The 13,448-nt window shown below is 50.5% G+C and carries 12 protein-coding genes; 1 reads left to right on the top strand and 11 read right to left on the bottom strand.

All coding sequences use genetic code 11. The features are described 5' to 3' along the window. Positions 1 to 21 precede the first annotated feature (21 nt). The 11 genes from PAEVO_RS04580 to metH all read right to left on the bottom strand — a co-directional run bounded on the left by PAEVO_RS04580 (position 22) and on the right by metH (position 12,667). Entirely contained in the window at positions 22 to 1,131 is a 1,110-nt protein-coding gene (locus PAEVO_RS04580; protein ID WP_100536471.1) for an SAF domain-containing protein, read from the bottom strand. 28 nt (positions 1,132 to 1,159) lie between these two features. Then, positions 1,160 to 2,626 (bottom strand): serine/threonine protein kinase, encoded by a 1,467-nt coding sequence (locus PAEVO_RS04575; RefSeq protein ID WP_100536470.1) that lies wholly within the window; start codon positions 2,624 to 2,626, stop codon positions 1,160 to 1,162. 159 nt (positions 2,627 to 2,785) lie between these two features. After that, positions 2,786 to 3,862: an SAM-dependent methyltransferase gene (locus tag PAEVO_RS04570; protein WP_100536469.1), complete on the bottom strand. Its 1,077-nt coding sequence runs from the start codon at positions 3,860 to 3,862 to the stop codon at positions 2,786 to 2,788. Positions 3,863 to 3,867: 5 nt separating this feature from the next. Further along, complete coding sequence (locus PAEVO_RS04565; protein WP_100536468.1) at positions 3,868 to 4,641, bottom strand: ABC transporter ATP-binding protein; 774 nt, start codon at positions 4,639 to 4,641, stop codon at positions 3,868 to 3,870. After that, a complete protein-coding gene (locus tag PAEVO_RS04560; protein WP_100536467.1) occupies positions 4,638 to 4,985 on the bottom strand; it encodes a thioredoxin family protein in 348 nt (115 codons plus the stop codon). The genes PAEVO_RS04565 and PAEVO_RS04560 overlap by 4 nt, the downstream gene beginning before the upstream one ends. Beyond that, positions 4,982 to 5,320 (bottom strand): cyclic-phosphate processing receiver domain-containing protein, encoded by a 339-nt coding sequence (locus PAEVO_RS04555; protein ID WP_100536466.1) that lies wholly within the window; start codon positions 5,318 to 5,320, stop codon positions 4,982 to 4,984. Before PAEVO_RS04555 ends, PAEVO_RS04560 begins: the two co-directional genes overlap by 4 nt. Positions 5,321 to 5,337: 17 nt before the next feature. After that, the gene (locus PAEVO_RS04550) at positions 5,338 to 6,186 is read right to left on the bottom strand and encodes a deoxyribonuclease IV (RefSeq protein WP_100536465.1); all 849 of its coding nucleotides are present in this window, start codon (positions 6,184 to 6,186) and stop codon (positions 5,338 to 5,340) included. Beyond that, positions 6,176 to 6,994: a DNA-formamidopyrimidine glycosylase gene (gene mutM, locus PAEVO_RS04545; RefSeq protein ID WP_100536464.1), complete on the bottom strand. Its 819-nt coding sequence runs from the start codon at positions 6,992 to 6,994 to the stop codon at positions 6,176 to 6,178. The genes PAEVO_RS04550 and mutM overlap by 11 nt, the downstream gene beginning before the upstream one ends. Positions 6,995 to 7,045: 51 nt before the next feature. Then, on the bottom strand, positions 7,046 to 7,840 hold the full coding sequence (locus PAEVO_RS04540; protein ID WP_100536463.1) for a TIGR01457 family HAD-type hydrolase: 795 nt from the start codon (positions 7,838 to 7,840) through the stop codon (positions 7,046 to 7,048). Between the two features lie 370 nt (positions 7,841 to 8,210). Further along, the gene (rnz, locus tag PAEVO_RS04535) at positions 8,211 to 9,140 is read right to left on the bottom strand and encodes a ribonuclease Z (protein WP_100536462.1); all 930 of its coding nucleotides are present in this window, start codon (positions 9,138 to 9,140) and stop codon (positions 8,211 to 8,213) included. Between the two features lie 86 nt (positions 9,141 to 9,226). Then, complete coding sequence (metH, locus tag PAEVO_RS04530) at positions 9,227 to 12,667, bottom strand: methionine synthase (RefSeq protein ID WP_100536461.1); 3,441 nt, start codon at positions 12,665 to 12,667, stop codon at positions 9,227 to 9,229. 169 nt (positions 12,668 to 12,836) lie between these two features. On the opposite strand from metH, the gene PAEVO_RS04525 reads away from it, so the two are divergent. Then, a complete protein-coding gene (locus PAEVO_RS04525) occupies positions 12,837 to 13,373 on the top strand; it encodes a cupin domain-containing protein (protein ID WP_071218227.1) in 537 nt (178 codons plus the stop codon). Positions 13,374 to 13,448: the final 75 nt, after the last annotated feature.

The following is a 13,448-nucleotide window of genomic DNA, read 5'->3' as shown; positions in this document are numbered from 1 at the left end:
TCGGGCTTTGCCTTGTATTTACTAAGGACTTGAGAATATCAAATCCGCTTCTTGTGATTCCTTATCACTGCTCGCCTCGGAATCTGCCGGACCGGCTGACCCCAAAATCTGCTCCACTTCTGAATCCCGCTCTTCGCGGAGCGGAGGAGTCTCTGAACTTGCCTCATCCTCTTGACGGATGTCAGCGGTATTCGAAGATTTCGCTTGGGAGCTTATATGGGATGCCGGGCTCCATGAATCCGGACTCCTTGCACCGCCAGCAAAGATAGAGTTATGATGCATGTCGGATACCTGAGCCTGCTGATTCGGCTGCTGATTCGGCTGAAGCTTGCTTAAATCCTCTTCCAGCGTGCTTCGCAGAGTAACCTCCAAATGCTTCTCGGCTTTCTTCACAATATTCGGGTTGCTTGTAATCAGCTTCGTTACTTCAGCGTTCGGAGGATAGTTAGGAATCGCTCTCTCTTGCAGCTCCGGCTCTACATAGGTAAGTGCATAGAGCGTTGCATCATGCAGATAAGCATCCACCAAAGCGCTGGAAAGCAATAAAATCTCCTGTTCGCTTAACGTTGTCCAGAACGCTGGATGCTGAAGCCTGTCGATCTTCTTCTTGGATAAAATGATGTAATCCTGTCCGGTAGGAAACTGGACCCTCACATCGATAACGTCCCCTTGGCGTAAATTGCTTGGCAGATATACGGACTTCATCTCCCGATGACGAAGATCGGACGGCGTCGGCTCTTCTTCAAAGAGCATGGAGCGAGTTATCGGTGTTCCCTGCAGCAGCTCGATCTTGGCTCCCTTCCCTGCAATCTCTTCCTTGACCGAGAACAGATTCCCGGCAGAACCGTCATCAGGCAAACGCACTTCCTTGATATCCTTTGCATCTATGAAATGACCGGGCGGAATATCTTTTAACGGAACCCATGCAACCTTCATTGAATTGAGCTGCTGAAGCTGCGTCTCTTCAAGCTCCGTGATTCGCTGCTCGTATTTAGTACGCTCCATACTCTGCTGCTCTTTATAGCCGTGCACATAATACATCATTGCGCCTGCACATACGGCACCTGTCACAGCTGCGCCGGCAAGTCCGGCAAATATCAGTTTGCGGCTACGCCTCCTGATAATCGGCATTGCTTCATCTCCTTCAGTTCATATGCAGTTAATTCTTTAGAAACCTGAATCTTCGCTTCCTTTCTGCCGGCGGCAAGTAGTCCTGAAATAACTGTGCAAAAGCCTCACGGCTGCTGTCCGGCACTTCAAAAGGGTCCAATTGCAGGGGCAATGAATGAACTTTATTCGTCCCTAGCGTTCTTCTCATCTCTTGAACCGTTTCTTCGCCTGCAAGAGGCAGTGCATAGATCCTGGCCGGCTGTGGATGTCTTGACAGCATCCGGGCCAGCGTCACCACATCATGCTGTCGCCACTCCGCTCCTGATCCGATAACGATAGGAAGATCGGCCCGAAGGAACTCCTCAAGCCGTTCGCTGTCCCGGTATGCTCCCAAATCCAACACAACCGCATCGTAACTACCCCCGAGCAGCGAGATCACTTCCGTTCTGGCTGTTTGCCGCCAAAAGTGAATCCCGTTAATTTCGAACTTTCGGATAGACCCCAGCTTCCCTCCCTCGGCAATCTCCTGAATCCGGGTAAAAGCGGTGGATTTTGCGCTCATCTCTACGATCGCTACCTTCCCGTACCTTGAAGCCAAGTAATGCCCAAATGCGATGCAGCTGTGCGTTGTTCCTACACCGGACGATGCCCCCAATACGGCCGCCACAAGCGTCCCGGCCAGCGTGTTGGACTGAACACCCGATAAATTTGCCGTTATCGGCTGCTGCCTGCTAAGCGCTGAACGAACGTCCAAGGCGGATTGATATCGGTGCTCCGGAGCATACTGCAGCAGCTTTCGGATAACGGGCACAAGCTCTCTAGGTAAATCGCCACGAATATGCCGCTCCACGCCCGTTATCCATTCACTGAATTTGCCGCCGGTTGAGAGATAAAGCAGAAGCGCTCCAAGCCCATACAGGTCCGATCTTGCATCACTTTGCCTACCTCCATACTGCTCCGGCGCTGCAAATCCAACCGTGCCTAGCTTGACCGTATCCTCGCCGCTCTCCTGTTTATAACTTCTCGCGATTCCAAAATCGATGAGTCTAACCTCCAGCTGATCGGTCAGCATAATATTCGATGGCTTTAAATCTCGGAATATAACCTGGGGTTCGTGGTTATGGAGATACTCCAGAACATCCAGCAATTGCTCGGTCAGTTCCATAATGAAGTCCGGATTTACATTTCCCCGATATCCCCGGAAGTACTTCTCCAATGTCATGCCCTGAATATAATCCATAACTAAATAGGTGTATCCGGTAGCCTGAGCATGAAAAAAATCGACAATGCGCGGCAGCCGCGGGTGACTGAGTTTAATCAGAAGCTGTGCCTCGTCCTGAACAGCGCGCTGCATCCCGGGTTCAGACAAACTCTCTTTCACTGCCCATTTCTTCCCGGGCAGCTTCAGATCCTCGGCTAGATAGACACAGCTCATCCCCCCTTCACCAATCACGCGATCAATCACGTAACGCTCACCCAACACTTCCCCATGTACCAATCTGCAAGGCTGATTCATGTCAACGCCCTCTCCTCTGACTTACAAGCACAACAAAAAAGGAAAGCACTCCGCCACATCACTGAATCGTGATGAAGAGCGGGATGCTTTCCCTGTTGTTGTCGTTGGTTAATTTTGGAATCATTATAGAACATGATACATTCACTTGTAAAGACTTTTTTAATACTTAATCATATATAGCGTAATCTCGTCCCGATTATGGAACAGCTGCTTCGCTCCCTGAATCTGCATTCTGGACGCTTCAAACACCGACATGATTTCTTTCACCAGCGCCATCGGTTTCTTAGTCAGCAGCTTTACCGTGATGACAGCCGTGCCGCCCGTCTGAAGACTGTACAGAAGCCCGGTCACCATTCTGGCCATCAGTTTGGGGCTCCAGCTCATGTCGCATACCAGCAGATCGAATTCATGCTCTCTAAACGACACGTCCGCCGCATTCTTATGGACGACACGAAGGTTCTTATGCCCATCCAGTGATGGATGCATTTTAGCCGGATCAACTGCCGTAACTTGCAGGCCGCGCTCCAATAGAAAGGATGTCCATCCGCCAGGCGCTGCTCCGATATCGACAGCCTTGCGGAAGGAATCAAACGGAATCCCGAACTGCTTCTCCGCCTCAAGGAGCTTGAATTTGGCTCTTGAGATTTGTCCCTCTTCCCGTTGAAAGCGGACGGCGCCTCCGTTCCAATCCGACAGGTTGTCCTCCGGCCGCGACACGCCAACGTACCAGACGCCGTCAGCAGCGAATAGTGAAATAATCCATTCCGGTGCCTGGACCGTGTATTCAAGTTCCATTGCAGCCAAGCGATGCTGCAATTCATCCCGAAGCGCAGCCGGGTTATCCTTCCACGAGCTGTTCTCGGTCTTGCGGATTTGGATGGACACGCGGCTCCGACCGATCTCCTCCCGCTTCATGACATGCTCAACGACCCCATGCAATGCTTCGACAGCGGTATCAGCTGTTATTTCCAGATGTACTGGAAACAGATGCCGCAGAAATATAGGCGGGGAAGACGCGATTAGCCGCCTAGCCTCATCTTCGGAACTGCCGAGTGTCGCCAAAAACACCTCGCCCGGCATCAACATCGTGCTCTTTACACTGCCAAACATCCGCCGCAGCTCTTCTTGGGCGTAAGGAGCAAAACCATGGTTTGCCGTACATACCCACTTGCTGTGGAAATCTCCGCGATTTTCATTCTGTTCCTCATGCTCTTGCATAACTTTTAATTCGTCCAAACGGATTAACCTCCAGAAATAACTTTGATCCAGGGACGTCCGCCATCCCATTCCAGCTGAGCGTCGATATCATAAGTTTGTTTGATAAGTTCATGGTTCAAAACTTCTTCTTTGCGTCCCGCGGCCGTCAACCGTCCGTCTTTAATAAGCGCCACATGAGTAAATAAAGGGACAATCTCCTCGATATGATGCGTAACGTACACGACCGTAATATTACGCTGCCTCAGCCGGTCAATCTCATGCAGCATCTTCTCCCTTTCATACAAATCCAGACCGGCGCACGGTTCATCCATAATCAGAATCTTTGGATCGGCCATGAGGGATCGTGCCAGCATCACCTTTTTCCGTTCACCCTGGGACAATATCCCGAGAGGCTGCTCCGCCAAATGGTCGAAATTCATTTCGTTCAGCAGGGTATAAGCTAGGTTTTTGGCCTCTTCCGGTATGTCCTGGTAGAATCGCAGAAAGGCGTAAGCTCCTGTTGCCACAACCTCCCAGACCGGGTCGCTCAGCGTCAATTTCTCCAATAACGACTGGCTAATATAACCGATCGATTTGCGGACCTCCCGAACGTCACATTGACCGTATACATGGCCAAGAACCTCAACGCGCCCGCTGGAAGGAAACATATAGCCTGTCATCATTTCCAGCAGCGTCGTTTTGCCTGATCCGTTCCTGCCCAAGATAGCCCAGTTCTGTCCCGGCTTCATCTCAATACTAACATCATGCAGAATATGACGATTCCCTCTGACGAGCGACACATGCTGTAGCGAAATCACGGCTTCACGCTCCTAACAAAACTTACGATATCCTGCACGGAACCCATCCGGTACAGCACCTCCGGCTCAGCGAGGGGGCTGGACTGGATGGCCAACAATGCAGGTACGCTGCGGATTTGATACCGTTCCACAATGCCCGGAAGAAAGTTCACATCGGCTTCGAGCAGCTGTACATCCGGCACCACATGTTCCACGATGTCGATCATCTTACGCGCTGCGGCACATGTGCCGCATAATGGCGTATGTAAAAATACGATGACAGGATCCGCATTCGCATCCCGTTTCGTCAGACGCTCGTGCCATTCAAGCCTCTCCGTCAATTCACGCTGCGTAACCTCAATCATCTTGCACCCTGGGCAACTTCCCGCAGCACGGATTCGGGCATCGGTCCATTGTGGACCTTGACGCTTTTCGGCATGTGCTCATAGAGCAGCTCATACATTTTTCTTCGGCCTGACGGACTTGAGGTATGCAAATATATTTCCTTGGCCTGCAGGTTTTCTGCGATCATGGCTGTAACCACGTCTCCGCCGTTCATTTGGCCATGCCCGAGTTCAAAGTCAAGCGACAGAACGTCCACTTCGCATTCACGGAGCATCAGCAAACACTCTTCCCCGTTTCGAGCCAGCGCAAACCCTTTCGGATTGGGACGCCAGTCGTCTAAATACAGATGAATCATATTACTCTCTCCCTTAATCAGGACCAGGACAGCACCTTGGCGATGTCTTCCCGATGCGTGCCGTCAGCCCCTTTTTCACTTTCCAGGACAAATGCTTTGCCCGCAAGTTCCGGTGCCAGAACCAGACGCTTCAGAGCTTCTGTGCCTATCATACCTTGTCCGATGCGGGCGTGGCGATCTTTTCTTGAGCCGGCCCCATATTTCGAATCGTTCAAATGAACGGCAACGGTAGATTCCCAATAAGCTAGCGACTTGCCCCTGGCAAGGAGCTCATCCGTATTCGAAATGTCCCATCCTCCGGCGGCAAACAAGTGGCAGGTATCCAGGCAAAAGCCTATTTTTTCCGGATAATCGGCAAGCTGTCTAACCTTCACGCTCTCTTCTAGCGTCATCCCCATGGACCCATGGTCGCCCGCCTGATTCTCGATCAGCAGCTTGGCCCTGCCCGTCCAGGAAGACAACACATCATTCATGCAGCGAATAATATTCTGATATCCTTCAAGGACATTCTGACTCTTGAGATGCCCAAAATGAACCACGATACCCAGCGATCCGCAAGCCTCGGCAATCATGAGATCGTTCTTTAGGGAATCTACGGTCAACTGGTAAAACGCTTCTCCCCGGGTTAAGCCAACCGCCATATTCGTCGGATAGGGTGTGTGCGCGATCGAAACGAGTCCTTGTTCCTGACAAAACGTTGAGCATGCGGCGGCATTGCGGACGTCCGGCGTCTTCAAGTGAAGACTGCGCGGATTTTTCGGGAAATACTGATACGCGAGTGAACCGATGCCGGCTGCATGCTGAGCTGCTGCGAGAAATCCGCCGCGTGTGCTGACATGGCTTCCAATCCGGACTTTAGACTTCATGCTGACAGTTCGGACAAAAGAACACTTTGCGCGAGGTATGCTCCGCCTTCACGATCGGCGTGCCGCAGCGAACACAGGGCTCTCCTTCGCGATCGTAAACTTTGCACTCGTCGTTATAAGCCCCCGTCAGGGTGTCCCCTTCCTGAAACGGCATTTCCATATATCCGCCGCCATCCGTTGCCTCGTGCATCACTTTAACGGTACTCTCGTATAACTGCTCTAAAGACTGCTCCGATAGATCCTGAATTTTGGACAGCGGGTGGATTTGGGCATCGAAGGCAATCTCATCCGCGTAACAGTTGCCGATTCCGGCGACAACCTGCTGATTGACCAGCGTTGTTTTTAAAGCGCCCCGCCGTTTTCCGATCAGTTCGACAAAGCGCGCTTTGGTCATTCGCCGATCCAGAAGTTCAGGTCCAAGCTCTTTAAGCGCATTTTCCGTTTCTCGGGCCGTTAGGAAGTGCAAGTAACCCAGACGCAGACCGATAAAATACAGCACCTGATCACCAAATGTGATCTCGACCTGAGTCGACCTTGAGGGACGCTCCTCATCCCTATGCCCTAAATACAAAATGCCGCCCAGCATGAGGTGAAGCAGCAATCTGCCTCCGTTATGCAGATGGAATATGAGATGCTTGCCTCGACGTTCCACAAAAATGACCTTGCTTCCCTTTAGCACGGAAGTAAAATCTTCAACCGTCACATTTAGTGATTTTTCACGGTTCACGACGACATTCGTGATTGGCACATTCAAAATGCTCTGTGATAACAATCTTCGGTAATTTTCCATTTCCGGCAGTTCCGGCATGATTCATCTTCCCTTTCGTCAATCACAAAAGTTTATGTACACTCTCGATCATTATGAACACAGCAGATTTTTCACTTCGCTCAAATCCCGGCAGATAAAATCCGGTGTAACCCCCGTGGCTTCCATATGCGCCTCCATATTGTGATCGGTCGTGATTCCGGTCATAACGAGCACCGTCTTACAGCCTGCATGCGCGCCAGCCGCGATGTCCGTACGTATATTATCTCCGATTACATAAGTTTCCTCCGGGGCCAAACCTAGGCGATCCGAAGCAAACTTCATTAAAATCGAGGACGGCTTTCCGATGACCGTCGGTTTCACTCCGGAAGCGGCTTCGATCGCAGCACCCAGCGAACCTGCACCGGGCATCAAGCCGGTATCCGATGGAAGCTGCAAATCCGGATTGGTCAATATCGACACGGCTCCCTCCTGAATCCAGCGAACGGCACGTGTTAACTTCTCGTAATGGAACGAGCGGTCGATTCCTTGAATCACATAGTCAGGAGACTGCTCCACGATGTTCAGACCTGCAGACAAAAGCGCTTCACGGAGCCCCTCTTCTCCGAGCATCGCCACTTTGGCACCCGGCGACTTCTCAGCGATATATTTAGCTGCAGCCAGGGAGGAGGTGCATACTTCCTCCGGTAAGGCAGGGATCCCCATCTCCATCAGATGCGCCGCAACCTGTTCGGGTGTCCTTGATGAATTATTCGTTACATACAGAAACGGAATCTGCAATTCCTTCAGCCGCTCGATGAGAAGGTCTGCCCCCTCAATTCGATGCCGGCCATGATACAGCGTTCCATCCAGATCAATTAGTAATCCTCTTGGTTTTGGTTTTTCCATGAGTTGATAGCACCTTCTTTATTTCTTTCCTTCACACCATAAATGATTCATCGGCTAAAGTATGAGCTTTCTCGGCATCGCCGTGATGTCAATCATCTTCAATTATCGGTATAAATATGTATAACCATGGTTCATACACTGCGCTGAAGTTTGCTCACGCTGAAACCCCAGTTAGTATTATTGTAAAGAAGGCTACTTCCGGTTGCAAGGTTCATGGCGAGTATCGCAGCCCGGCGGCAAATCAGTCGAAAGAGATCGAAGACTGTCCAAGCGTTAGTGATTATAAACCGGTTTGTCATTTCCTGCGCTTTCCCGGAAAATAATTCACTCCATCACTCGATATTTCCCTGTAAATAGCAGCTTTGTCTACTTATGATTTGCGCTGGATTGGGTACAATCCGAAATCCTCTGCCAGGCGTGTATTTTCAAAAATCTCCTGCGCTTCCTTGAGCAGCGGCTGCAAGTGCTCAATATCCTTATACCGGGAGCTGAAGTGGGTCAGGAACAGCGATCGTACTTCAGCCCGTTTGGCTGCTTCCGCTGCCTGTTTAGCCGTACTGTGATAGTATTCGTGCGCTAGTTCCGACAGATCCTCCATAAAAGTGGCTTCATGAACCAGAAGATCGGCACCTTTGGCCAGAGTCTCCACTCCAGGGCATGGCCTTGTATCCCCGAGAATCGTGACCACTCTCCCTTTTTTCGGTGTCAGGAGCACATCAGAGGCATGAATCCATCGCCCGTCGCCGAGTTCCACGCTCTCCCCTCTTTTTAGCTTGCCATAAAGCGGCCCTGGCTTGAGTCCATAATCCGCCAACCGTTTCAGGTCCAGACTGCCGGGGAGATCCTTCTCCACGATCCGGTAGCCATAACTCTCGGCCCTGTGATCCAGCTTTGCCGATTCCACGAGGAAGTTATCATCCTCAAACAATATGCCACCGGTGTGCTCAATAACCTCCATCGTATAAGGGACACGCGATTGGCTGATGCTCAGCGTAGTTTCAATGAAAACCTTAATACCTGGGGGACCATATATCGTCAGGGGTGAAGTTACCCCTTGGGCACCTCGGCTGGATAGCAAACCTGGCAAACCGAATACATGATCACCGTGCATATGGGTAATGAATACCTTTTCAAGCTTGGACAGCTTGAGCGGGGACTTCAATATTTGATGCTGCGTGCCTTCTCCACAATCAAACAGCCACAGACTTCTTCGTTCTTCCAGCATACGCAGTGCAATCGAGGTCACGTTACGCTGCAGCGTAGGAACCCCCGCGTTTGTTCCTAAAAAATAGAGTTCCATCCCTCTTCTCCCCTTTCGGTTGTAAACCGGAGAAATCCCCCGAAACATTCGGAGGATTTCAAACCGGCTGTACCGGTATTCAAATGTTAAGCTTTATCCACGTTAAAATAATGAGCCTCCGGATGGCTGAACACCATGGCGGATACCGATGCCTCCGGTTCCATCATGAAACCTTCGGTAAGATGAACGCCGATATCTTCTGGCTGCATCAATTTAAATAACGGTTCCTGATCCTCCAGATCCGGACAGGCCGGATACCCGAAGGATACGCGAATGCCTTGGTATCTCGCACCCAAGCGCTGCTTCATCGTCATGTCAGCCGGATCGGGGTATCCCCACGTATCCCGCATCATATGGTGAATCCGCTCCGCCAGCGCTTCTGCCGTTTCCAGTGCGACGGATTGAAGCGCATGGGAGCGCAAATAGTCACCCTTATCCTTCCATTCCCCGGACAATTTTCCGACGCCATGTCCGGCAGTAACGACAAGGAATCCAACGTAATCCATTACCCCGCTGTCTACGGATTTCAGGAAATCCGCCAAACACAGGTACGGCTCAACCTGCTGTCTTGGAAACGTAAAGGTATGCAATACTTTTGTTGTATCTTTCGGATCGTATATGAGAACATCATTTCCTCTCGACTGTGCCGGGAAGAAACGGTACATCGCATGCGCCTGTATGATCCCCGATTGAACGGCCTCTTCCAGAATACCATCAACGGTTTCCTTAAGCGATACCGCCTTCGGGTCATTGGCTTTCAGCAGCTGTTCCACTGAACCTTTCAGGCCTAAATGATGTCCCAACAGCATCTGCATGTTGATATAAGGCAGGATATGCGAAATCGGGTAATTCCGGAGCACATGCCGCTCCATATCCGGCGGTATATAGACGGGAGCATCGGTCGATATTTTGGAACGCAGTCCTTCAGACAGCTTCGGCATTACTTTTACTACCTGAGGTGCCGCGGCATCCGCTTCCTGCTCCGCCTTAATCTCTTCCGCCATTTGGGTCCGCAGCACCGGATCGCTCAGCTGGTTGGCCAATGCAAGCCCATCCATCGCGTCCTTCGCGTAGAGCACCATCCCGTCATACTCGGGGCGAATGCGCGTCTTCGTGAATTTCCGCGTCAGAGCGGCCCCGCCTACCATAATGGGAACGCTAATGCCCGCGTTTTTCAAATCCTGTGCGGTGGATACCATCTGCTGCGCTGATTTGACCAACAAACCGGACAACCCGATCGCATCAGGCTGCTCACGACGGTATGCCTCGATAATTTGCTCCGGTGGTACTTTTATACCCAAATTAATGATTTGATAACCATTGTTGGACAGGATGATCTCCACCAGGTTTTTACCGATATCATGCACGTCCCCTTTCACAGTGGCCAGCATGATTTTCCCTTTGACCGACGATTCGTTTTTCTCCATAAAGGATTCCAGATACGCCACGGAGGCTTTCATCACTTCGGCACTTTGCAGCACCTCAGCCACAATGAGTTCGTTGTTGTTAAACAAGCGTCCAACCTCGGTCATCCCGGCCATCAGCGGGCCATTAATGATCTCCAGCGCGCCGTATTTGGTTAATGCTTCATCTAAATCCGGAATGAGGCCTTCCTTGGAACCTTCCACTACATAGGATGCAAGTCGCTCCTCGAGTGTCAGATTGGATACCTTCTCCTTCTTCTCTACCTTTTTATCCCGGAATGCCGCCACAAAAGCAGCCAACGTCTCATCGTTGGTGCGGTAAATCAAATCCTCTGCCAGTCGGCGCTCTTCTTCCGGGATTGAGGCATAACGCTCCAGCTTCTCGGTATTCACGATTGCGTAATCCAATCCCGCTTTGGTGCACTCGTACAGATACACGGAGTTCAAGACTTCGCGGCCCGCTTCCGGCAATCCAAAGGAAACGTTACTGATGCCGAGGATCGTATGCACTTTTGGCATGGCTTCTTTTATGATGCGGATGCCTTCAATCGTTTCCTTCGCTGATCCGATATATTGTTCGTCCCCCGTACCTACCGGGAATACAAGTGTGTCGAAAATAATGTCCTCAGGCGAAACGCCATATTTGTTCACCAACAGATCATAAGAACGCTGGGCTACCTTCAGCTTGTCGTCACGATGGATCGCCTGACCGGTCTCATCAATGGTTCCTACAACAACCGCGGCACCGTATTTATGCACCAACGGGATCACATGCTCAAACTTCTCTTCACCGTCTTCAAGGTTAATGGAGTTAATAATCGCCTTCCCTTGCGAATATTGCAGCGCCAGGTCAATAACGGCCGGATCGGTGGTATCAATCATGAGCGGCACTTTAACCTTTTTAACTACTAGCTCCAGAAACTTAATCATATCTTCCGATTCTTCACGATCCGGGTCCTGTACGCAAACATCAATGACATGTGCCCCATTCTTGACCTGTGCACGTGCGATCTCGGAGGCTTCCTCATATTTACCTTCTACAATTAATCGTTTAAACTTCCTGGAACCCAGAACATTCGTTCTCTCCCCCACCATATACGGTCGGTTTTCCTGCTCGATATAAACCGGCTCGATACCGGATAATGCCGGCAAATGTCCACCATCCAGCGGTCGTGGGGAGAAGCCATCCATCGTTTGTTTTAAAGCGCGAATATGGTCGGGTGTGGTCCCACAGCATCCGCCGGCGATGTTAAGCCAGCCTTTTTCAGCAAAAGCCCCCATCTTTTGAGCCAACGATTCAGGGGATTCGTGGTACTGCCCGTTCTCGTCTGGGAGACCTGCGTTAGGATAACAGCTAATGGCACTTCTCGACATTTCGGATAAGGAGCGAATATGGTCTCGCATGAATTCCGGGCCCGTTGCACAGTTAAGGCCAATGGATACGGGATTCAGATGTTCCAAAGAAATGTAGAATGCCTCTATATTTTGTCCGGCCAGCGTCGTTCCCATCGGTTCAATCGTACCGGATATCATGATTGGAAGCGTGACGCCCGTTTTATCAAACGCTTGGCGAATCCCAATGCTCCCGGCTTTCACGTTTAATGTATCCTGCGATGTTTCGAGCAAAAGCGCATCAACTCCGCCTTCAATCAAGGCAACGGCTTGCTCCTCGTAGCTCTCAATCAATTCGGCAAAGGTCACACCGCCGGTAACCGATAGCGTCTTGGTTGTCGGACCCATCGCTCCTACCACATAGCGCGGGCTGTCCGGCGTGGAATATTTTTCAACAGCTGCACGGGCCAAATGAGCCGCTTTCAAGTTGATTTCCCGGGCAAGTTCAGGTATATCATATTCAGCAAGCACAACCGAGGTTGCGCCAAACGTATTGGTTTCAATCAGGTCGGCACCTGCTTCAAGATATTGTTCATGTATTTTCTGAATGACATCCGGCCGATGAATGACCAGCATTTCATTACAGCCATCAAGGTCCGGACCGCCAAAATCTTCAGCTGAGAGGTCCTCCTGCTGGATCATCGTGCCCATGGCACCATCAAGAATTAATATTCGTTCTTTAAGTACTTCTTGTAAGCTAGGCTTGTTCAACTCGTAAACCTCCCCCGAAAACGTTAAATCTTAGTGTAGCAGAATATTTTTCAATAGAAAAGCTGAAATATTGCGCAGCAATGGGTACAAATCCACATTTTCAGATGACAAATGCTGTGAGGGGGGCTATAATACATATTAATCCAACGGGAGAAAGAGGGTTAAAGCTATGGCAGAGATTGTGATTCGCAACACGAACGAACGCATTACTGGAGAAGAAAATGTTCGGGAATTCCTGAATAACCAAGAGGTTGTTTACGAGCACTGGAATATGGAAAAACTCCCGGCAGCGCTTCAAGAAAATTTCAAGCTTAGTGATGACGATAAGAAGCGCATTTTGGACATCTTTGATGAAGAAATTCGCGACTTGGCTGCAAGACGCGGCTACAAAATTTGGGATGTCATCACACTTTCCGAGTCCACGCCCAATATAGAGGACCTGCTGAAAAAATTCGAAGAGGTTCACACCCACTCGGAAGACGAAATCCGTGCGATTGTCGGCGGTAAAGGAATCTTCATTATTAAGGGCTCCGACGATGTCGGTTACTTTAATGTAGAGCTTGAGCCAGGCGATGTCATTTCCGTACCGGAAAATACGCCTCACTTCTTCACATTGATGGAGAACAAGCAGATCATCGCAGTTCGTCTTTTCATTGAAGAGAACGGCTGGGTTGCTACACCGGTAGAAGATCCTCAGTTCCAATAAGCCTGAGGGCAGATTGAATAGGAAAATGGAATAAGGCAGCGCATCCATCCACTTGCGGATCATGCGCTGCCTTAT

The sequence above is a fragment of the Paenibacillus sp. GM2FR genome (assembly GCF_002803325.1).
GTDB classification, from domain to species: Bacteria; Bacillota; Bacilli; order Paenibacillales; family Paenibacillaceae; genus Paenibacillus_AQ; species Paenibacillus_AQ lautus.
This window is presented reverse-complemented; position numbering and strand designations above follow the sequence as displayed.